At 53.3% G+C, this 20723-nt stretch carries 20 protein-coding genes and 1 pseudogene; 5 read left to right on the top strand and 16 right to left on the bottom strand.

Annotation, left to right across the window (positions count from 1 at the left end):
• A partial coding sequence (locus tag CVU69_10125; protein ID PKN11960.1) for a hypothetical protein occupies positions 1-333 on the bottom strand: 333 nt, incomplete at its 3' end.
• 17 nt (positions 334-350) lie between these two features.
• The gene (locus CVU69_10120) at positions 351-2210 is read right to left on the bottom strand and encodes a transposase (protein ID PKN11956.1); all 1860 of its coding nucleotides are present in this window, start codon (positions 2208-2210) and stop codon (positions 351-353) included.
• Between the two features lie 594 nt (positions 2211-2804).
• Here CVU69_10120 and CVU69_10115 point away from each other — a divergent pair.
• Positions 2805-3386 carry a hypothetical protein gene (locus CVU69_10115; GenBank protein PKN11955.1) on the top strand — a complete coding sequence of 194 codons (582 nt, stop codon included), beginning with the start codon at positions 2805-2807 and terminating at the stop codon, positions 3384-3386.
• Here the strand turns inward: CVU69_10115 and CVU69_10110 are convergent.
• On the bottom strand, positions 3350-4243 hold the full coding sequence (locus tag CVU69_10110; GenBank protein PKN11954.1) for a tyrosine recombinase XerC: 894 nt from the start codon (positions 4241-4243) through the stop codon (positions 3350-3352). The genes CVU69_10115 and CVU69_10110 overlap by 37 nt on opposite strands.
• A gap of 73 nt (positions 4244-4316) precedes the next feature.
• On the opposite strand from CVU69_10110, the gene CVU69_10105 reads away from it, so the two are divergent.
• Positions 4317-5153: a hypothetical protein gene (locus CVU69_10105; GenBank protein PKN11953.1), complete on the top strand. Its 837-nt coding sequence runs from the start codon at positions 4317-4319 to the stop codon at positions 5151-5153.
• 36 nt (positions 5154-5189) lie between these two features.
• A complete protein-coding gene (locus tag CVU69_10100) occupies positions 5190-6341 on the top strand; it encodes a (4Fe-4S)-binding protein (GenBank protein PKN11952.1) in 1152 nt (383 codons plus the stop codon).
• 7 nt (positions 6342-6348) lie between these two features.
• Here CVU69_10100 and CVU69_10095 read toward each other — a convergent pair whose 3' ends face one another.
• The 4 genes from CVU69_10095 to CVU69_10080 form a co-directional block, all read right to left on the bottom strand.
• Entirely contained in the window at positions 6349-6990 is a 642-nt protein-coding gene (locus tag CVU69_10095; protein PKN11951.1) for a hypothetical protein, read from the bottom strand.
• A 26-nt stretch (positions 6991-7016) separates the two neighbouring features.
• Complete coding sequence (locus tag CVU69_10090; protein PKN11950.1) at positions 7017-7724, bottom strand: hypothetical protein; 708 nt, start codon at positions 7722-7724, stop codon at positions 7017-7019.
• Entirely contained in the window at positions 7725-8312 is a 588-nt protein-coding gene (locus CVU69_10085; GenBank protein PKN11949.1) for a hypothetical protein, read from the bottom strand. It lies immediately after the preceding gene.
• Between the two features lie 92 nt (positions 8313-8404).
• Positions 8405-9667, bottom strand: coding sequence for a nucleotidyltransferase (locus CVU69_10080; protein ID PKN11948.1), 1263 nt, complete (start codon positions 9665-9667; stop codon positions 8405-8407).
• Between CVU69_10080 and CVU69_10075 the strand changes: the two genes are divergently transcribed.
• Positions 9608-10762 carry a hypothetical protein gene (locus tag CVU69_10075; protein ID PKN11947.1) on the top strand — a complete coding sequence of 385 codons (1155 nt, stop codon included), beginning with the start codon at positions 9608-9610 and terminating at the stop codon, positions 10760-10762. The genes CVU69_10080 and CVU69_10075 overlap by 60 nt on opposite strands.
• Positions 10763-10829: 67 nt before the next feature.
• Here the strand turns inward: CVU69_10075 and dxs are convergent, their stop codons facing one another.
• From dxs to xseA, 5 genes are read right to left on the bottom strand one after another with little or no spacing between them, the layout of a single operon-like run.
• A complete protein-coding gene (gene dxs / locus CVU69_10070) occupies positions 10830-12716 on the bottom strand; it encodes a 1-deoxy-D-xylulose-5-phosphate synthase (GenBank protein PKN11946.1) in 1887 nt (628 codons plus the stop codon).
• Between the two features lie 13 nt (positions 12717-12729).
• A complete protein-coding gene (locus CVU69_10065) occupies positions 12730-13620 on the bottom strand; it encodes a polyprenyl synthetase (protein ID PKN11959.1) in 891 nt (296 codons plus the stop codon).
• A gap of 23 nt (positions 13621-13643) precedes the next feature.
• On the bottom strand, positions 13644-13868 hold the full coding sequence (gene xseB, locus CVU69_10060) for an exodeoxyribonuclease VII small subunit (GenBank protein ID PKN11945.1): 225 nt from the start codon (positions 13866-13868) through the stop codon (positions 13644-13646).
• 48 nt (positions 13869-13916) lie between these two features.
• Complete coding sequence (locus tag CVU69_10055; protein PKN11944.1) at positions 13917-14750, bottom strand: peptidase M23; 834 nt, start codon at positions 14748-14750, stop codon at positions 13917-13919.
• Between the two features lie 20 nt (positions 14751-14770).
• Entirely contained in the window at positions 14771-15982 is a 1212-nt protein-coding gene (gene xseA, locus CVU69_10050; GenBank protein PKN11943.1) for an exodeoxyribonuclease VII large subunit, read from the bottom strand.
• A gap of 74 nt (positions 15983-16056) precedes the next feature.
• Here xseA and CVU69_10045 point away from each other — a divergent pair, with 74 nt between their 5' ends.
• Complete coding sequence (locus CVU69_10045) at positions 16057-16890, top strand: hypothetical protein (GenBank protein PKN11942.1); 834 nt, start codon at positions 16057-16059, stop codon at positions 16888-16890.
• A gap of 5 nt (positions 16891-16895) precedes the next feature.
• On the opposite strand, the gene CVU69_10040 is transcribed toward CVU69_10045, so the two are convergent.
• The 4 genes and pseudogenes from CVU69_10040 to CVU69_10025 all read right to left on the bottom strand — a co-directional run bounded on the left by CVU69_10040 (position 16896) and on the right by CVU69_10025 (position 20680).
• On the bottom strand, positions 16896-17891 hold the full coding sequence (locus tag CVU69_10040) for a hypothetical protein (GenBank protein ID PKN11941.1): 996 nt from the start codon (positions 17889-17891) through the stop codon (positions 16896-16898).
• A gap of 4 nt (positions 17892-17895) precedes the next feature.
• Positions 17896-19197: a peptidase S41 gene (locus CVU69_10035; protein ID PKN11940.1), complete on the bottom strand. Its 1302-nt coding sequence runs from the start codon at positions 19195-19197 to the stop codon at positions 17896-17898.
• 48 nt (positions 19198-19245) lie between these two features.
• Positions 19246-20418, bottom strand: a complete 1173-nt coding sequence (locus CVU69_10030) for a hypothetical protein (protein PKN11939.1) — start codon at positions 20416-20418, stop codon at positions 19246-19248.
• 157 nt (positions 20419-20575) lie between these two features.
• Positions 20576-20680: pseudogene (locus CVU69_10025) on the bottom strand (hypothetical protein).
• Positions 20681-20723 lie beyond the last annotated feature (43 nt).

Raw genomic sequence — 20723 nt, 5'->3', positions numbered from 1 at the left:
AGGCAGTCGAGCACGTCTTTCGGTATGGCCATCGGTTCCTCCAGTGGTTACGGGTTGTAACCGACGATGACCATTTACACAAAGTTTTTTACACCCTCGGTTTAGGTTTAAAAACCTTAACTTTATCGTTGTCTTTCCTGCGTTTGGGTCTCCAACAACAATCATGCTTTTCACCCGTATCGTACGAGGAGCACTCAAAAGGCGCACCATCTTGTCGAGTAAAGCTTTAGCGAAGGGATATCCGACCCATTTGTCCTGTTGAGCATACGCGATGCGTTCGTCATCAGGTTTATCTAGAAGCGCTTCGACTTCAGGGATTAGGTTTCGTTTCATGACTAGACTACTCCTGGTTATACGTTGGTCGTTTCGATTTCATCAAATGGTAAGATTTCCTCGTCCACAGGCACGTCATCAATCTCGGGGATTGACGGGGGTTTCGTTGGCCTCTGATCACCGGTGGTCATCCTATGAAGCATTTTCCGTTCGCTTTGCCTGCGCGCCTTTTTCGTCTTCCTGACAGCTTCAGCTTCAATCTCCTTGAGTTCACGATAAGTCCGGAATATTTCCTGCTCCGTTACCGGTCCGTTTTTCCCACGCGCCTTGAGTTCCTTTAGTGCCCATCGATATTCAAACAGGGAGATGGCCGGATTTTCCGGATTATGGTAAGGGATCTTGATATAGCGTTGTTCTTCAGGCTCCCAAAAGTAAACAAAGCTGATATCGCGCGGATCACGGCGAACAAGAAATTTCCGTTTTTTCTTGGTTTTCTTGTCGATCGCATTGACGTATCGCTTCAACAAAGGAGAGTTGTAGCGAATGTTGTCAATCTGTATGCCATAGTTTTGAACTGTTGGTTCGAAATAGGGCGTAAAGTCCATCAACAGATCTTCCTGGTCTAGAATTACCCGGTTGATCCCCGCCCCAGGTACCATCTGACTGCCTTGCAACCCTTCAAGAAACTTCTGTTCGGGACTCATGTGGAGTGTAGAGTGGACTTTCTTGTGGTATTTGCCCGTGATCAATGTGCCGAACCATCTTTCAAGCTCTAGTAATGTAAAGACCGATTCTTCTTCTGCATCATAAGTCCCTTTTTCATCAATATTGCTGAAAGTTGCCCCGGGCAGAAGTTTCATTTCACCCATAAAGGTTCCAATCAAACGCTCAATATGTGCGCCATATTCAGGTTTACCGACTGGCCGGTAATACATGCTGATTTCATGTTTTACACAACCTCGGCGCAATGTTTTGCTGTGAAAGTCCTTGCCGTTATCCATGTGGATCGCTTCAAAAGGTCCATAGATATCCCACTCATGCTTGATTTCTCTTTCTTCAAGCCATGAATTTTTAGGGCAGATGGCTTGCTGAAGACACAACGCTACGGACATTGCGCTCGGTTCATCTAGAGAAATATAAAAACCTACGACCATTCGGCTATATACGTCGATTATAATCGTCAACCAGGGTCTGCCTATCGGTTGCCTTGTTTCTTCGTCGACTATGATGATGTCCATCAGAGTGTGATCGATCTGGATAATCTCCAGTGGGCGAGTGGCTTCCTGGTACCCCTCAAACGTTTGCGCATATTTGTCTTTTGCAGACTTAGATCCGTGGCGCTTCTTTTCTTTCGTTTGCTCATCGATTGCATAACACCGGCGATAAATCGTACTACGACCAGGAGGGGAAATGTTTGCACAGTTACAGCGTAGCTTTACCTCCCGACACACCGCTTCAACACACTTTTTCTGTTTGGTCAGGTATTCATCATTAATCGCGCTAACCAACACCTTCTCCAATGCTTCACCTACCCTGGATTTCCCAACACCACCACTAGGTCGATGTTTAACCAAACCTTCAAGGCCTCTTTCTTCGTATTTATGACGAAGAACCAGTAGGTGCTGTGGAGTAATGTTCACAGATTCGGCAAGAAGTTTCGTATCTTCTCCTTGGTCAATTTTAAGAATAGCTGCTTGCCGATTAACAGCTTCAGCCCAGCGATGATCATCAACAAGTTCAAGGGCAGGGACCTTGCGTGAGGGTGGGTTGTTGTGGCTTGCAAGAATCTCTGAGACTTGAACACGCTTAGTAAGCTTCCCATCCTCTGAGCGTGCAAGAACATGACTCATGCTCAGCCTGCCTTGAATGATGAACGGCATGCCATGCAACACAAAGTTGCTTCCCGGTAACAAATCAATTGTTAAGGCTGAACCCATTGCATTCCTCCTTGCGGCCTTGTTTTGGCTGACTGAAACGCCAAAGCACTCAAGCTTAATCAGCCAATCTAATAAACCTAATTACAATTATAAGTCAACCACTTACGAGTCATAGCTAAGGCTAGGGATTAGCTATTTTGCTAACCCCAACATCTTGATAGGCCAGATGTGAATGCTCATAAAAATTGCGGAAGGGTCATTATTGCGCGATTGAAAATATTGACCTAATTGATTAGAGCAGGGATCAGTGCAGCGAATAAGCTGTGAGCGTTAATTCACGCACAAAGAAGGAGGGTAGTATCATCTATGGGACATTGAAGATCCACTTCGGGATTTGAAGATCCTCTTTGGGACTTCATAGGAGGCCATCCGTCAGCTGATTATGCGTTAATTCAACGTCGCATAATACATAGATTGTTGAATGATTTCAACATGTTACAGAACATAGTCTCCCTTTTTCCCAAGACGACGACAAAGATTGTCCGTCATCTTGCGGCCATTGTCGGACATGCGTCAAGTTTATACCCTCACAGACTTCCGGAACCGGCCTGATTTCCTCAGAACGAGTGAAACGACGTCATGAGTTGCCCAAGGGTGTTTTCTCTCCTTCAAGGCCGAATTTGTTCGTTTTACGGCCTCTTTTACCTCGCATCCCTGCTTTATCAGAGCATCGAACGTAGAACAGACCAGAAGACGAAATTCGTCCTGGAGTTGTTCGGCCCGAGTCTTGGGGTTGAGATCTTCCAGGACGCCGCCGCTCCCCCGGACGCATCCGCCTGCGCGATCGCCGGGGGCACGCCGTCCTTTTTCTTCTTGAAGGTCACCAGACAGCAACCGGAGAACGCAATGGCGGAGGAGGTAAGACACCGGAACCCGCTCATTATCTGCGCGGAGCTGAAGACGGTCGGCAAGATCGGCATCAAGACGGACACTGATTTTCCGATACATGTTCAACACGATCCACCCCCCATCTGTTCAGATATGGAAGGGATAACAAGCAACGTCGCTGACGCGCTGCGCTTGTCTGGTGACCACAACCACCCGGCGGAGCCGGGCGGCAGCGGTCCCCCTCGAAGTTCAGAGTTACGTCGCATAATACGTCGCATAATACATATTATGTTAACCAATGTTTTGACCTGCTATTTTTTGCGGTTACGGGGATGCGCCCGATCATAAACCTTGAGGAGTTGATCGACGCTCACCTGGGTATACTTCTGTGTCGTCGAGAGCGATACGTGGCCGAGGAGTTCTTGGATGGAGCGGAGATCGGCGCCGGCATCCAGGAGATGGGTGGCAAAGGTGTGCCTGAGGGCGTGCGGCGTGGCGCGACGCGTGATATTGGCGTCGAGCAGGCGCTGCTTGAGATTGCGCTCGATACTGCGGGCGGTCAGGCGTCCGCCGCGATGATTGAGGAAGAGTGCTTCCTCCTCTCCCGGCGTCCCCCGCTGCGTCAGATAATCGTGCAGTGCTTCTTGCGCCTTGCTGCCGATCGGCACGATCCGCTCTTTTCTCCCCTTGCCGAAGACCCGGACGAGTGCCTGGGCAAAATCGAGATGGCCGACGTTGAGCCCGACCGCTTCACTCACCCGCAGGCCACAGGAATACAGGAGCTCGACAATCGCCCGGTCGCGCAGTGAGAGTTCGTCACTGGCGGGGCGCGCCTCCATCAGAGCGCTGGCTTCATCGACGGTGAGGACCGACGGCAGATAGCGGTCGATGCGCGGCGCAGAAAGACTGGCGGCGGGACTGACGGCAAGGATCCCCTCGCGGACGAGATACAGGAAGAAGCTGCGCAACGTCGAAAGTTTGCGGTTGATCGTCGCCTTGTTATGGGTGGCATGAATCTGGGCAAGATAGCGCCGCAGGGTGTGGCGATCGATCTCTTTGATCTGGCTGGCATCGGTCAAGTTGTAAGTTGTCGCGAGAAAACGACAAAAATCCTCCAGATCGCTGCGATATGCGCTGCGGGTATGGGGGGAGGAATTCCGTTCGATGGTCAGATGATTCTCAAAACGAGCGATCAGCGTATGCATTTAATCCTCAAACGTTCAATGTGATTGACGGGTTAACCACGGCTGTGCATAATTGTTAAGCCAAGGAGGCGCTATGTCGATACTCTATTTTTTCCTTGTCCTCTTTATCGCTCTCTGGATCCTGATCTTCTGGGTTGTCACCACCAGTTGTGCTGTGGCCTGGTACGAATATTCCAACCGCGACCCGCAGCTGCTTGCCGGACGATTCCTGCCGGAACGCCGCTATCTGGCGCTGCGGCTGATTTTCGTCGAAGCCTGGTCAATCTTTCTCGTCGTTTGTGCCTATCCCTTCGGTCTTCTCCCGCAAAAACCGCAAATTTTGATCAAGGTGGCGCAAAAGCGTCCGGTCCTTCTTCTTCATGGACTTTTTCAAAACCGCGCCGTCTGGTTTCTGATGAAACAACGCCTCGAACAGTGCGGCTTTCCGGTGGTGACGATGAATCTCCCCCCCTATGAGATGGTCGAAAGCCTGGGGCGGAAGATTGCCGAGACCGTTGAGGAGACGCTGGTGACCTATGACGCCGAGCAGGTCGATATTGTCGGCCATTCGATGGGCGGACTCCTGGCCCGCTACTATATCGAATTTTTGGGCGGAGATAAACGGGTTAACCACTGCATCATGCTCGGCACCCCGAATGCCGGCTCAAAACTGGCGCCCTTTGCTTTAAGTTCCCTCGGTCGCGATCTCATGCCCGGTTCCGACTTTCTCACCGAGCTCAATGCCGCCCCCTTGAGTGAAAAGGTCGGTTATGTGACCATCTACAGTCTTCACGATAATCTCGTCATCCCGGCCGAGAGCGCAGAGCTCCCCGGGGCGGAAGCGATTGAGATCGAATGGCTCGGTCATAACTCCCTGATTTTTCATCGTGAATCGATTGAAGCTACGATCGATGCCCTGCGCGTGACTTAAGTCCCCTCCCCTCCTTATCTTATTGATTGTATTCTCATGAAGAAGACCCGCGTCGTTCTGCAACACCTTGACAGTTATGACCGCCACCTCACCAAGGCGGCGATCGAAGAACTTTTGCGACCGTTGGGCGGGATGACTGTCTTTGTGCGGCCGGGGCAGCGCGTCCTGCTCAAACCGAATATGCTGGCCGGCAAAGGGGTTGAGGCGGCGGTGACGACCCACCCCGAGATCGTCCGCGCGGTCATCGAACTCGCCCAAAGTGCCGGCGGCATCGTCTCGGTCGGTGATTCCCCCGGCGTCGGCACGCCGCAGCAGGTGGCGCAGCGCTGCGGAATTCTGACGGTGATCGAAGAGACCGGCGCAACTTTCGCCCCCTTTAGCGAATCGGTACGCATTACCCCCCGCAGCGGCACCTTCCATCACTTTGAGATTGCCCGCGATATTGTCGAGGCCGAGGTCATCATCAACCTCCCCAAGCTCAAGACCCACCAGATGATGGGGATGACCGGCGCGGTCAAGAACCTCTTCGGCGCCGTGGTCGGCTTACGCAAACCCCATGTTCATCTTCAGGCCGGTGCGGATAAAGGCTTCTTTGCGTTGATGCTGCTGGAGTTGGCGGAGGAGATCAGGCCGGCGTTGACGATTGTTGACGGGGTGCTGGCGATGGAGGGGGATGGTCCCGGCAGTGGCGACCCGATCCAGCTTAATGTCCTTATGGCCGGGGTTGAACCGATGGCGGTCGATGTTGTGGCTGCTGAGCTGACCGGTTTGGCGCCGGAGACGATCTGGACCTGGGTCGAGGCAAAACGCAGCCATCGCCCCTGGACCTCTCTGAAGGATATCGAACTCTGCGGTGCGCCCCTGGCGACGCTGCGCCCGCGGGCTTTCAAACCGGCGAAGAATACCGCGGTCCACTTCGGGGTGCCGAAGTGGCTGCAACGCCCCCTGCGGCGGGCCCTGAGTGCGCGACCGGTGGTGGACCGAAAAAAATGCCGGCGCTGCGGGATCTGTGTCGAGAGTTGCCCTCCGCACGCCATGGCGATCCGCAACGACCGTCTGCACATCGATGAAGAGCGTTGCATCCTCTGCTTCTGCTGCCATGAACTCTGTCCCTACGGCGCCCTGCACAGCCAGCAGGGATTGATTCTGCGGCTCAGTCAGAAGTTGGCCCGGCTCCGGCGCAGATAGGGATTTCTTAGCGCAATCTCCCGCCAATGATCAGATCCGGCAATTCGTTATGATCGTCATCCTGGCGAGGGAACTCATGGGCCAGGAGATCGCCACAGCGGCCGATCGCCTGACACAGGGCGTCACAGGCGTGCCCCTCCACAATCCCTTTGGTGACGGTGGCGACGATCTCCTCCCAGGTATGCAGGGGGACGCGCTCGTTAATGCCGGCGTCGGCCAGAACAAAGACGCGATGCTCGAAGAGGGAGATAAGAATCAGGATACCGCTGCCGCCCCGCGTCCGGTAGATGCCGTGTTCGACGAAGGTGACCAGGGCTTTTTCCCGTACTTCCGCATCGAATTCAATGGGGGAGATCAGGATGCGTTTCAAGGCGGGGAGAAAGCGAATCAGCAGGACACAGGGATAATACAGGGCGAGAAGGACCACCGGGAAGACCCAGTGCGAGGCGCCGACGTAAAACCAGTTGGCAAAGAGGGCCAGGCCGACGGCAAATGAACCGCCGCCGATGATCTCGGCCTTGGGATAATCGTAAGCGGCATCGACAATCACCGGCACAACTTCGCCACTGGTGCGCGCTTCACAGGCCTGCACCGCTGCCTTGATGCGGGTCTGTTCTTCTTCGGTAAAAAACTTTTCAGCTCTCTTCATTTCTTTATAGCTTCCTGTCGAATTCGCTACCAACTGCCGGAGGAACCGCCGCCACTGAAACCGCCGCCCCCACCGGAGAAACCTCCCCCGCCCCCACCGCTTCCAAATCCACCGCCGCCGACCCAGTAGCCGCCACTATGGCGACCCCGGCCGCTTCCGTTCAAACGACCGAGCAGAGGGAGGACGAAGAAGAGGAGAGGAAAGACCCACCAGGGACCGGAATTTTTCTTGCGACCGGTCTTTCCTGTCCCCTTGTATTCGCCGCGCACCGACTGGACAATGGCGTTGACGCCGGCGGCGATGCCGCCCTCGAAATCGCCCTGCTTAAAGCGCGGAGCGATCTCATTGTCGACGATGCGCCCGGCGAGCAGGTCGGTGAGTTGTCCTTCCAGTCCCCGGCCGACTTCGATGCGCATCTTGCGATCTTCCTTGCCGATCAGCAACAGGGCGCCGTTATCCTTCCCCTTCTGCCCGATCTTCCAGGTTTCGGCAATCTGCAGCGCCACCATATCGATCGGCTCCCCCTGCAGATTCGGCACAGTGACGACAACGACCTGGGTCGAATCGCTCGCTTCGAAGTTGCGGAGGAAATTTTCGATCTGGCTCTTGGCGGCCGGCGACAGGAGCCCGGCAAAGTCGTTGACATACCCCTGCACCGGCGGGACATCAAAGGCTCCGGCAGTCAAGGGCAGCGTGACAAGACAAAAAAGGAGAACTAAAAAGCGCCGCATCAATTAAAACTTCACGCCTGGTGCCTGCTCCGCACCGGCCGTCGCTTTAAACGGCTCTTTGCGCTCAAGATGAAGGAGCATGCTGTTGGTCAGGCTGTTGGGGAAGGTACGGATCGAGGTATTGAAGGTCTGCACTGACGCATTATAGCGTTGCCGGGCAACATTGATGCGATTCTCCGTCCCTTCGAGCTGATGCTGTAAATCGCTGAAATTCTGGCTGGCCTTGAGATCAGGATAACGCTCGGCCACGACCAGCAAGCGCGAAAGGGCTGAACCGAGTTGGCCTTGTGCTGCCTGGAATTTTTCAAGATTTTCCGGATTATTGAGATCCTTGGCGCTGAGGCTCACCTGCCCGACCTTGGCGCGGGCTTCGGTGACCGCCTGCAAGGTCTCCTTTTCATGCGCCGCATAACCTTTGACAGTTTCGACCAGATTGGGGATGAGGTCGGCACGACGTTGATAAGAGGCCTCAACATCGGCCCAAGTGGCAAAGACCGCTTCCTCATTGCTTTGAATCTTGTTGTAACCGCAGCCGGAGAGGGTGAATCCACAGAGGAGGAGAGTAGCGAGAAGCAATAAACGACGGGACATGATCGACTCCTTGGGTTGGTTGACAATTGTTGAATGGCGGACATCATAGGTATTCAAGGTGCAATTGTAAAGGGATAGCGACACCCTTTTTATCAGGATCCTCCCCTGCCCTCATCACCCACCCTGCACACAGCCTCGAAATAATCCTGATTCCGGTCCTTGCCGGACCAATGCGCCAGCAGGAGCGTGTAGAGACGTGTTGCTCTCACTTCCAGACGCAGCAGAGCCATTGCCCGCTGACATTCCAAACTCTCTGCCCCGTAAAACTTCTTGAGCTGCGGCGCGGAGCGGGAGAGATTAGCCAGGAGGGGGAGAGTGCGTTTTTTGCGGGTGGAGGCAAGGAAATGCTCGCCCCTGGCTGTCGCTCCGAGGAGACGCAAATAAGGAGGGCCTCCAGCCAACTGCGCCTGAACTTCTTCCGTCGTCAGATTAAGGAGGATATACGACAGGATTCTCTGCAGTCGCGAGACGGTGAGGTGGCGGACTTTAACGCTATCGATCAACCCTGCAAGATTATGGACAAAGCGCGCCTGCTGGCAAAGGCGTTCGGCAATACCATCCTCAACTTGATAGATAGCGGCCAGGGCGGCAGGTTCGTCACTGAGTTTAGACATCAGCAAAGGAAAGAGGCGGGATAGATCCAGTACCTTTCCCGCCTGCAGAGCTGCCTGTAAATGCGGTAGCACAGCCAACGGGATAAAGGGGGAGAGATCCTCGCCGCGGCTATAAAGAGAACGAATCCCGGTGGCACTGGCAATTTCACCGTGCGGGATACAGTCATGATAGCCGGCGCCAATGCGGGGGATGGTCAGGGGACGAAGAGAACTACTGCGAGCAGCGAGAGCCTGAAGGTAGTTTATGCCAAGGATATTATTCGGGGTGGCGAGAAGTTCAGCCGCCCCGGGAATCTCCTGCATCGCAGCGGCCCTGGCAACCGGATAAGAGATGCCGGTTCGCAGTGCCTGTCCCGTCTCCTGTGCAATCCGTCCGGCCGAAGCGTTAAGAAGGGCAGCACATTCCTGCAACGGCGCAAGTTCCCCGCTCTCACTTCCAAAGCAAAGAGATTCGACTCCGCCACAGGCTTCAAGGAGCGCGACGGCGCCGTCGGCAAAATGGGGAGCACTGTTACAGGCCCAGACCACCGGCAACTCAAGAACCACATCGACACCGGCAGCAAGGGCCATCTTTGTCCGCACCCATTTATCGAGCATCGCCGGCATGCCACGTTGCAGGAAGTGACCACTCATCACCGCCACCGCTACCCCGGCACCAGAGACTTTCAAACACTCTTGCAGATGGTGGCGATGGCCGTTATGGAAAGGGTTATATTCCGCAATCAATCCGACTGCAGTCATATGGTTTTCTGCATAGATACGACTTTTCCTGATAAATTTTATTTCGCCGGGATTAATGAGCATGCTATGATCACAGACCATTTGTGGAGGGCAGTGTATATGAGCGCTGAACATATCTCATCTGTTGAAAAAATACTGCTGGTTGATCACATTGAACCGCGCCGATTAGTCGTGCAGCAATTGCTTGCCGAGAGGGGTTACTACGTCATTCCTGCGACCACCTGCGAAGATGCCATGCAGCGACTGGCGTCGGAAGAGGTGACCCTGATCCTTACCGAGACGGAACTTCCGGCCAAGAGCGGCCTCTTTCTCCTTAAAATCGCCAAAGAGGCGAACCCGGAAATTGAGGTTATTTTACTCACGCACAATGCCTCCTCCTACAACTTGATGCAAGCCTTGCGTCTCGGCGCCTACGATTTTATCGTGCGGCCGATCGATACCGGTGAAGTCCTCTATAATGCCGTTGATCGCGCACTTAGCCACATCCGCCTGCGCGGTCACAATAAACTTCTGCTGACCGAACTGGAAGAGCACAACCGCTCTCTGCAGTCGTCGCTGAAGATGATGAAGGCTTTAAACGATTCGATTGAACGTTTAGCAGATAAAGACGAAATTGAAGATCTGCTGACCGAACTCGTCTCCTCGGCCATGCGCGAGACCGGCGCCAGCCGCGGATGTATCATTCTATGCGATCGATCTGCAACAGTTTTTCGTCTCAAAGTCGGTGAAGGGATCAACGAAGAGATCTGTCGCAAGTACGCCAGTGGCATTCCCGCGGGTCTTGTCAGTGAAATCGCCCGGCGCGATAAACCACTGATGATCATCGCCGAGTATCCCCCCCGAATTCGTGCCATGGAGACAGATGAGGAACGGGATTATTTCTTTGCCGAACCAGGGCTCATCGTCTCACCGTTGCGCATGCGCGGCCGACTTGTCGGCACCTTGATTCTGTCCGGCGTAGTAGATCGAGCAGCATTCAATGAACACGATTTACACTTTGCCATTCAACTCGCCCATCATGCCACCCTCGCCCTCGAAAAGGCGGGGATCATTCATCGTTACAAGCGGGGTAAGGCCCCTACCCTCAACGGATAGGAAAATGCCTTGCGACTTATGTCGCAAGGCATTTTCCCTTCACACGGATTTATCGTCCCGACAACCTTCACAAGACTTCTTCACACCTGGCTGCAAAGTTCCGGATTGACTTGACAATCCCTTCACTGTCGATACGGTAACGGGCTTTGAGTTCAGCTTGTGTTCCCTGCTCGACAAAGAGATCAGGCAGGCCGATCATCAGAATCGGTACATGTATTTCCACCTGCGTCAATGCCTCTGTGACCGCCGAACCGAAGCCTCCCATCAGGACATGTTCTTCAACAGTCACAACAAAACGATGCGCCGCCGCTTCTTTCGTTAGCAATTCGAGATCAAGTGGTTTGACAAAACGGGCATCGACTACTGACAACTCCAAACCTTCCGCACTTAAAATCACTGCAGCTGTCAACGCGTCTGCAACCGCAGTCCCTATGGCAAAAATAACCCCATCTTTACCACCCCGTAATTTTTCCCCCTTGCCGATTTCCAGCGGTTGCGGATCGATCGACAGGGGGACGCCGAAACCATTGCCGCGCGGATAACGAAACGCAAAGGGTCCCTGATAGGCTAACCCGGTGACCAGAGCCCGCCGCAACTCTTCCTCGTTACGCGGTGCCATGACAACCATGTTGGGGATATGACGCAGGTAAGAGAAATCAAAGAGACCGTGATGCGTCGGACCATCAGCGCCGACCAGACCGCCTCGATCCAAAGCAAAGACAACAGGTAGATTCTGCAAAGCGACATCGTGGAGGACGTTATCGTATGCCCGCTGCAAAAAGGTTGAATAAAGGGCGACAACCGGTTTAAGACCACGATTCGCCAGACCGGCGGCAAAGGTGACAGCGTGCTGTTCAGCGATACCGACATCAAAGAAACGGTCGGGAAACCGGGCGGCAAACTCATTAAGACCAGTCCCTTCACACATCGCCGCTGTAATCGCAACGACGGCGGGATCTTTCTCGGCAAGATCGACCATCATTCTGCCAAAAGTGGCGGTATAACTCGCCGGCCCCCCCTTCCCGGCTTGCACTTCGCCGGTCACCGGGTTAAAGGGCCCGACCCCGTGGAAGAGGGACGGATTTGCTTCTGCCGGAGGGTAGCCTTTCCCTTTACGGGTGACGACATGGACCAGGACCGGGCCGTTCATCTTCTTGACGTTCTGCAACATTTCACAGAGCAGATCAAGGCGGTGGCCGTCGATCGGTCCGACGTAATTGAAACCGAAGGATTCAAAGAGCATCCCCGGAGTCAGGAAACCCTTGATTGAATCCTCGGCGCGCCGGGCAATCTGCAGGAGTTCGCGACCAAACCGGGGGAGACCGCCCAGAAAACTCTCCGTTTCGCGCTTAAGGCGAACGACCAGATCAGAGGTCATTTTGCGATTGAGAAAATCGGACAGAGCTCCGACGTTGGCGGAGATTGACATCTCATTGTCGTTCAAAATTACGATGAGATCACGTTTGAGGTGACCGGCATGATTGAGCCCCTCAAAAGCGATGCCGCCGGTCAAGGATCCGTCGCCAATGACCGCGACAATCTTCTCTGTTCCTCCGAGGACATCGCGAGCCGCTGCCATCCCTAAAGCTGCAGAGATCGAGGTGCCGGAATGGCCGACATCGAAGACGTCATGCGGACTTTCATGTCGTTTGGGAAAACCGCTGAGGCCATCGAGTTGCCGTAAAGTCGGAAACTGTGCCAAGCGGCCTGTGAGTAATTTGTGGGCGTAAACCTGGTGGCCGACGTCCCAGACGATCTTATCCTGCGGCGAATCCAGGACCCGGTGCAGGGCAATCGTTAATTCAACAACGCCAAGTGAGCTGGCAAGATGCCCACCATTGGTCGCCACCGTGGCGATAATCGTTTCCCGTAACTCACCGGCGAGGGTTTCCAGTTCGGGTATACTCAACCCCTTAAGTTCAGCCGGGGATTGCAATTTCTGCAAAATCGTCATCTATAAGCTCCTGCTAACGCGAACGATCGACTATAAAGGAAACAAGCGCCCGCAACGGTTCGGCTTCGCTACCCAAAGGAACAAGTGCATCAATAGCCATATCCCGTAATTCTGCGGCTCTGCGCCGGGACTCGGTCAGCCCGAGAAGGGCTGGATAAGTCGCTTTGCCGCGTTGCACATCACTGCCGACATCCTTGCCGAGCAGCGCTTGTTCACCGACAATGTCAAGAATATCATCGGCAATCTGGAAAGCCAGACCGGCACACTCGCCATAGCGGGTCAGCGCCGCAAACACCTGACTATCGGCATTGCCGAGGATGGCGCCGGTCTGGAGGGAAGCAAGGATCAAGGCGCCGGTCTTGTGTGTGTGAATATATTCGACAACCGGCAATTCGACAGACTTTGTCTCCGACTCCATATCAACGACCTGACCACCGACCATGCCGAGAGAACCGGCAGCCGTCGCGATAATTTGCAGCACCCGAAGTCGATCGGCAGCGCTGATGGCACTATCGGGATCGACTCCTGCCAGAAGAAGGAAAGCCTGGGTCAGCAGGGCATCGCCGGCGAGAATAGCCGTTGCCTCACCGAAAATTTTGTGGTTGGTCAACCGCCCGCGTCGATAATCATCATCGTCCATCGCTGGGAGATCGTCATGTATAAGGGAATAGGTATGGATCATCTCAATGGCACAAGCCGCGGGCAGGACGCTCTTGATGCTGCCGCCAACGGCTTCGCAGGCCGCAATCATCAATAAAGGCCGAATCCGCTTACCGCCGGCAAAGACAGAATAACGCATGGCCTGGTGCAGGGAGGCAGGAAGACGTTCGGCCATCGGAAGATAGCGATCGAGTGCCGAGTCAATCTGCGTCACCCGTTCACTGATATAGGTTTCTAGATTCAACATACTTCTCCAGGATTATCCGACTAAAATTCATCCGCAGGTTCAGTACGCAATGTACCGCCGCGCTCTTTGAGAAGGATTTCTACCTTACTCTCTACACTCTGTAAACGTTTTCGACAAAGCAGAGCATTTTTTACTCCCTTTTCGTAACAAAGAAGTGCTTCTTCCAAGCTCAAATCGCCGCTTTCCAGCTGTTCTACCGCTACTTCCAGAGCAGCCAGAGTCTCCTCAAACTTTTTTTCCGACATAAACTTAATCCTTTAGTGAACGATTATCCGGTTACCGAGAGCGCAGAGTCAACGCTTTTCATCTGCAAAGAGCGCGAGAAGGGCGAGAGGGTCAATGCGGGCTTTACCGAGGCGCGTCCCCATATGCAGATGAGGCCCGGTCGAGCGACCGGTCGAACCGATCGTTCCGATCCATTTTCCTGGTTCGACCATCTCCCCCGCTATAACTGACAGGGAATCAAGATGTGCGTACAGGGAGAAGAGACCGCCGCCATGATCGAGAATGACAGTCCTTCCCGTGTAATAAAGGTCATCGGCCAAAGCCACTTCGCCGCGCGCCATGGCTTTGATCTTGGTGCCGGTTGCACCACGAAAATCGACGCCGTTGTGCGGTGACTTAGGGATTCCATTCAAGACCCGGCGCAGACCAAAAGTACTGATGACCTCGCCTTCAACCGGCCGCAGGAACGGCGGGGAGAAATGAACTGGCTGATAGCGCTTGAAGACTTGATCGAGACGTTTGCGATCCTTTTCAATCTGTTGAACGATCTTTGTTTTGGTCGGCGTAACCATCTGCTTGGGCAGGGTCAACCTCTGGGCCGGACGTTCAACCCCTTCAATGCGCAAGGAAAGATGAGCCAGGTGCCTGCTTCCGGATGGAGCCACCGACTCAACTGTTAACGGCCATAGACCCGGTGCTTGATCGAGATCAACACCGACCAGAGCGCAGGGCCTATTTTTATGTTGCAAGAGCGGCTGTACCGCGCCGAAAAATACAACCTGCAGCAAATCATGCGGAGTCTCCGGCCCCTGCCAACACAGGAGCGCAACACCACCGGGGGAAAGAGTCTCGGGGGCAAGGACAAAATCAGCTTCGACCCTGGCACAGAGTAAGACGAGCATAATGAGACAAAGGGAAGTTTTTAGCACTTTTCTACCTTTTCCGCTTCGACCTTTTCGACGTTAGCGGTGAGTTTGCCCTGTTGGAGTTGGAGATAAATCCGTTCACCAGGATGGACGGTCATCGCATCACGCACCACCGATCCGTCACTTTTGGTGACTATCGCATAGCCGCGGGCTACGGTGGCAAAGGGGGAGAGGAGATGGAGGCGGCCGAGGATGCCGTGCAGATGATCCTTTTGCCGCTGCAAGCGACGCACCATTGCGCTGTCGAGTCGATTTTCCAGTTGTTCAAGAAGCAATCGATGTTGAGCCACGGCAGCCAGGGGAGAACGCAAACGGCGCGCCAAACCTTCGACGACCTCCTTGGCAAAACGCAAGCGGGAATCGATGCGTGCGGCAAGGCGTGTACAGAGGTGATCGAGGTGCACCTCCCGCTCCAATCGTCCCCGGGCGACAAGTTCAGCTGCCGCGCTTGGGGTCGGAGCACGAAGATCCGCGGCAAAATCGGCAATCGTCGTATCGGTTTCATGGCCAACCGCCGAGATCACCGGAATCCGGGAAGCGCGAATAGCGCGGGCGACGATCTCTTCATTAAACGCCCAGAGATCTTCAAGACTCCCGCCGCCCCGGCCGACAATCAGGACATCAGCCTGACCGTGACGGTTAAGGTCGCAGATCGCCTGGGCAATCTCCCCTGCAGCACCCTCCCCCTGCACCCGGACCGGGGCCAGAAGGATGCGGACCCCGGCGCCGCGCCGACGCAGAATCTGCAGAATATCCTGCAAAGCCGCCCCGGTTGCCGAGGTGACGATACCGACCGTCTCGGGATGAAGGGGCAGAGGGCGCTTGACTTCGCTGGCAAAGAGCCCTTCTGTAGCCAGACGCTCTTTCAACTGTTCAAAGGCCAACTGCAGACCGCCGACACCGCACGGTTCTATTCCCTCGGCGATAAATTGTAACTCTCCCCGTTGCGGATAGACGGAGACGCGACCGCGGCATACAACTTTGAGCCCATTTTCCGGGACAAAACGGAGCAAACGGTTGTGCGCACGAAACATGACCGTACGCAACTGGGCATCGCTCTCTTTCAAGGTGAAGTAGTAGTGCCCAGAGGCCGGAATCGAAAAGTTGGAGATCTCTCCTTCGACCCACACCGACAGGAAATTTTCTTCGACAACGTCCCGTAGCAAGGCGACCAGTCGAGAAACCGGTATGGCTGTGGGGACACTCATCTTTGCCCTTGTTGCGCCAGCGAATTTTTGACTTTTCTGCGTATTTGCACTATAAAAACCCTCCACACGAGGAGATGAAGATGCGCCCTTATATCATTACCCTTTCAAGCGAAAAAGGGGGAGTCGGAAAAACGACCGTCGCCACCAATCTGGCGATCTATCTGAAAGCCCTTTGCGAAGATCTTCCCGTCACCATCTTCAGCTTTGACAACCACTTTACTGTTGACCGTCTCTTCCGCATCAGTAAAGAAGCTGCCAATAAAAAGGATATTCTCCATCTTTTCGCCGGAGATCCGGCCCAGGAGTTGACTGAACTTGGTCAGTTCGGTGTTCAGTTTGTCCCTTCTTCGCGCCGCTTACCTGAAGTGCGAGAATTACTGACTGACGCCGCCTCCTTTGCCCGCCTCCTTGCGGCATCGCAACTTAGTGGTATTGTTATCATCGACACCCGTCCCGACCTTGATCCCTTTACCCTCAATGCCCTCTTTACTTCTGATCGTGTCATTGTGCCGGTCAAGGACCTCCCCTCCCTGGAAAACTGCAAATACCTTTACGATTTTTTTGATCGTGCCAAGCTTTCGCGTCGCGCTGTGCGCCTCCTCCCCTGCCTGATCGATGCCCGCATCCGTTTCGAAGGTCCGTTTCGTGACATGCGCCAGCTTTTACGCGCTTATGCCATCAACCGTGGCTATCGCTGTATGGAGGTTTGCATCACCCGCAGTCCCAAAGTCGACTCGCTGCAGACCAACCCTGACGGCAAGGTCTACCCGATTATCAGCTACGGGCAAAATTCCGATGTACACAACCAGTTTACACAACTGGCCCGACAGGTTTTACAAGACTATCGCAATGAACCGGCGCGGCGTCTCGGCCAGATCGCTGGTGATGCCGACCCTTTGGAGCTTTAGCACGACTAACGGACCAGCGCTGATACGCCGACCATATGTACCCCGGCGGCAGCAATGCTCGGGGCTTCCTGTTTAAGGGCGGCAACAGTCGCGCTATGAGGGTGACAAATGCCGATGGCACTCCCCGTCTCTTTGGCGATTTTGATTAATTTGCGAATTTGCCGGCGGATGGCTTCTTCATTCAAGTCATTATCAAGAAAGAGATCGCGCTCGTTATGGGCAATTTCGATCCTCTTCGCCTCGGCAATCGCAACAGAATCGGCAGTGGTAACACTATCAACAAAAAACATTCCTTGATCTTTGAGGAATTGCAAAACCCCCTGCATCCCTTCATGACTCTCGGTAAAACGGGAACCCATATGATTGTTAGCCCCCACGACCCAAGGTACTGTCTGCAGATAGCCGCGCAAACGATGCTGCACTTCTTCTCTGGATAGATCGACCATGAGGGCTTGCTCCCCGGGATCAACGGCCGGATAATCTCTTGGTTCCATCGGTATATGCAGGAGAACTTCCCGCCCGGCCGCATGCGCTAATTCGGCGACAGCACGGGCATGGGGGACATTCGGCAAAACAGCAACGGTGAGATTGAGCTGCAGGTCCAGAAATTCCTGCATCATTCCCAGATCTCCACCGAGATCATCGACGATAATAGCAACGAGCGCCGTCCCCTGCTCACGAAGCAGCGGATCGTAACTATCACGTTGCGTCAGGGGCAGGTTGTTATACTCTGCAGCCGGCACAGAAACCTTTTTCGATGCTGAACTTTTTTCCTCTTTTTGAACCGGTGTCACCGTCGTTGAAGACTTACTATCTATCGGTGGAGAAAACCACTGCTGAACACGGGCCAGATAAAGGATTCCCAGCACCAGCAAGAGGGTCGTCAAAAAAAACAGAATTATCGTGGCAGGCTTGAAAAAGAAGGATCGCTTTGTTGGCGATCCCTTTTTGGACTTCTTCCCTTTAGCTGAACCTTTTTTTTTATTCTGTGTCTCCTCCATCCGTTCAGCCTGGCCCCTTCTTTACAGACTGTAAAATATGTCTTCCTTTGAGGATATCCAGAGCATATTGCAATTGATTATCTTCTTCACCTGTCTCTACTTTTTTCAGGCCGATGCTCTTTTTTAAAGGTTCTTGATTCCCCGTTGCGGCGATGTGATGCGGGAGATCTTTTTCACTAAAATGGTCGGATCGAACCAACTTCCCTTGTCTGGCAGCAACGACTATATCAGGAGTTATTCCGAGAGCTTGAATGGACGTCCCCAGAGGAGTAAAGTAACGCGCCGTGGTCAGCCTCAGCCCATAATCATCGCGCAGAGGGAGAATCGTTTGCACAGAACCCTTGCCAAAGCTTTTCGTACCGAGAAGTAAAGCGCGGCCGTGATCTTGCAAGGCCCCCGCCACAATTTCAGCCGCACTGGCACTGCCGTTATTAATCAGGATAATCAACGGATAATAAGGTTCGGTTCCGCGTTGTTGAGCACTGTATTGCAATTGACTTCCCGGCTCTCTCCCCTCGGTATAAACAATCAGACCTTTCTCCAGAAAGAAATTAGCCACATTCACGGCTTGATCAAGGAGACCGCCGCTATTATTGCGCAAGTCGAGAATCAGACCATTCAAGCCGGCTGGACTTTCCTGATGGAGTTGGGTCAGTTCCCTGGCGACCTCAGCGGCGGTTGTCGCCTGAAACTGGGCAATTCGCAAATAACCATAACCAGGTTCAAGGGACCTGGAGTGAACACTGATAATTTTGATAATATCTCGCTGCAAAGTAAATTCTTTGGGACTTTCAAACCCCTCACGCATGATTGTCAGCGTTACTGAGCTCCCCTTAACCCCGCGCAACAAACGGAGTGCATCCATGACGTTTTCGATATCCCGGGTATTGCGAGTGTCAATTCTCACCACCCGGTCTCCGGCAATAATACCGGCCTTTTCGGCGGGACTTCCTTCCAGCGGCGCTATCACCACAAGCTCTTCATCCCGGATGGTTACATCCAGACCCAAGCCGATAAACTCTCCGGACATATCGGTCTGCATTTCTTTATAATCTTCGGGAGCAAGGAAAGAGGAATGAGGATCAAGAGATGCCAGCATGCCGCGAATTGCACCGTCGACCAACGTCTTTAAGGGCACTTCGTCAACGTAATTACGGCGGATAATAGCCATAACGTCCGTCAATTGTTGCAATTCCTGATAGGGGTTGACTTCTTCTGCCCAGGAAAGTCGAGCAAAAGGGACAACAACCACGGGACAAAGAACGAACAAAAAGAGGGTAAAGAAGATTTGTTGCAAACGCTTCATCAAAAAATTCCCTGTTGGTATCGCTAAAACACCCAAAGCGGCAATGAATTATTGCAGCCAGTTTTTGGGGTCGAGGGGGGTTCCCCCTTTGCGTATTTCAAAATAAAAACGTCCCGCACTGCCGTCGGTCTGCGCGACAACCTGTCCTTGACTGATTTTGTCCCCTACTTTACAGGTTAGTGAAGCCGTTTGTGCATACAGCGTATAATAACTGTCCCCATGATCGATAATCAAAAGATTGTTGTAGCCCTTGAACGCATTGGCAAAAACAACCTTCCCCGACCAGACTGATTTGACCGGCAAATCACCGGAGACCTCAATTTCAATCCCGTGACTTTGGTAGGGTGTCCCCAAATCCGGATGACGGCTATTACCAAAGGGGATCCGTACGCGTCCATTAACCGGCCAGGACAGTCGTCCTTTCTGCCCGGAGAACAATGTCCCCGGAGTCGATGGCTGACGATTTCTCGTGGCTTCAAAATTACGGATAAGGCCATCAATGCGTTTAGCCCGGCCCTGTAGTTCCGTCAATTGTCGAGACAGTGAATTCTTGTCCTTGCGTACTTTCTGGAGAAGAGCTTCTTTCATTTTCGTGAGCTGCAGCATTTCCTGCTGCTCTTTTTCCATCTCTTTTTTTAATCGCAACTGGTTCTGACGCAGAGAGGCAAGTTGCTGAAGGTTCTGATTCTGGTGATTAAGTCTGAGCTGGTAACCGCCCAGCAATTCTCGATCATGTTGTACAATTTTCTGTAAATATGCAAAATCATTTGAAACTTCTGCAGCCGGACCGGGAGTGAGGATGGACTGAGCCAGCGTACTATCTCCCCCCTTGTACAAGGCTACCAATCGCTGTTTGACCAGACTGCTCAAATCGTCAATCTGCGCACCCGTCTGCCCCAGGTCACTCTCGGCACGACGAATCTTGACGGTTAATTGATTAAGCTCGGAACTGATTGCTGTGACCCGGGCCGTCATCCTCTCCAGTGACTTTTCAACCTTCTTCAGATCAGAGTTAGCAATTTTTTCTGCTCGCTTCTTCTCTTCGAGAGTGCGGCTTGTTTTACCAATCCTTTGACGTATTTCCTCCAGTTCTTTACGGCTTGCATCGAGATCCTCGCCAGCGGCGAAAGCACTCTGTTGCAGACAGAAAAATAATATCAACAGGAGAGTAGTCCCGAAAATAATATGAGAAAAACGGAAGTCTCCCCGTTCTGCCACCATTAAGCTTCTCGATTTCACATGTGTCAAAGCTTTCACCACTGGAAAAACAGCTGGACTTGAATTGCTACCGGAAAAAAGTTACATGCTAAATTTCTTTTTTCAGGGCCGCGTTTCCTTCTTTGATGATTTTGAAGTGACTTTCAGTTTCACTGTAGAACCAAACTGCGCCACAGGTTAAGCACTCACGGGTATCGTTGTCAGTAAATCCATCACCAATTTCTACGTCAATGTGCGTGCGATCGTGACAATTCGGGCACTTCATGAAAAGAATCCTTTCGTCCATAAGTTGTGAAAAGGAGTATGAC

The organism is Deltaproteobacteria bacterium HGW-Deltaproteobacteria-4 (assembly GCA_002841765.1).
GTDB lineage: Bacteria > Desulfobacterota > Desulfuromonadia > Desulfuromonadales > UBA2197 > UBA2197.
The sequence above is the reverse complement of the archived record's forward strand: the minus strand, read 5'-3'. Positions and strand labels throughout refer to the sequence as shown.

Excerpts from the sequence above, each read along its gene's own strand:
- CVU69_10120 (PKN11956.1), bottom strand. The coding sequence starts at position 2,210 with ATGGGTTCAGCCTTAACAATTGATTTGTTACCGGGAAGCAACTTTGTG.
- CVU69_10110 (PKN11954.1), bottom strand. The coding sequence starts at position 4,243 with ATGCATACGCTGATCGCTCGTTTTGAGAATCATCTGACCATCGAACGG.
- CVU69_10105 (PKN11953.1), top strand. The coding sequence starts at position 4,317 with ATGTCGATACTCTATTTTTTCCTTGTCCTCTTTATCGCTCTCTGGATC.
- CVU69_10100 (PKN11952.1), top strand. The coding sequence starts at position 5,190 with ATGAAGAAGACCCGCGTCGTTCTGCAACACCTTGACAGTTATGACCGC.
- CVU69_10095 (PKN11951.1), bottom strand. The coding sequence starts at position 6,990 with ATGAAGAGAGCTGAAAAGTTTTTTACCGAAGAAGAACAGACCCGCATC.
- CVU69_10085 (PKN11949.1), bottom strand. The coding sequence starts at position 8,312 with ATGTCCCGTCGTTTATTGCTTCTCGCTACTCTCCTCCTCTGTGGATTC.
- CVU69_10075 (PKN11947.1), top strand. The coding sequence starts at position 9,608 with ATGGTGGCGATGGCCGTTATGGAAAGGGTTATATTCCGCAATCAATCC.
- CVU69_10080 (PKN11948.1), bottom strand. The coding sequence starts at position 9,667 with ATGACTGCAGTCGGATTGATTGCGGAATATAACCCTTTCCATAACGGC.
- dxs (PKN11946.1), bottom strand. The coding sequence starts at position 12,716 with ATGACGATTTTGCAGAAATTGCAATCCCCGGCTGAACTTAAGGGGTTG.
- xseB (PKN11945.1), bottom strand. The coding sequence starts at position 13,868 with ATGTCGGAAAAAAAGTTTGAGGAGACTCTGGCTGCTCTGGAAGTAGCG.
- CVU69_10055 (PKN11944.1), bottom strand. The coding sequence starts at position 14,750 with ATGCTCGTCTTACTCTGTGCCAGGGTCGAAGCTGATTTTGTCCTTGCC.
- xseA (PKN11943.1), bottom strand. The coding sequence starts at position 15,982 with ATGAGTGTCCCCACAGCCATACCGGTTTCTCGACTGGTCGCCTTGCTA.
- CVU69_10045 (PKN11942.1), top strand. The coding sequence starts at position 16,057 with ATGAAGATGCGCCCTTATATCATTACCCTTTCAAGCGAAAAAGGGGGA.
- CVU69_10040 (PKN11941.1), bottom strand. The coding sequence starts at position 17,891 with ATGGAGGAGACACAGAATAAAAAAAAAGGTTCAGCTAAAGGGAAGAAG.
- CVU69_10035 (PKN11940.1), bottom strand. The coding sequence starts at position 19,197 with ATGAAGCGTTTGCAACAAATCTTCTTTACCCTCTTTTTGTTCGTTCTT.
- CVU69_10030 (PKN11939.1), bottom strand. The coding sequence starts at position 20,418 with ATGGTGGCAGAACGGGGAGACTTCCGTTTTTCTCATATTATTTTCGGG.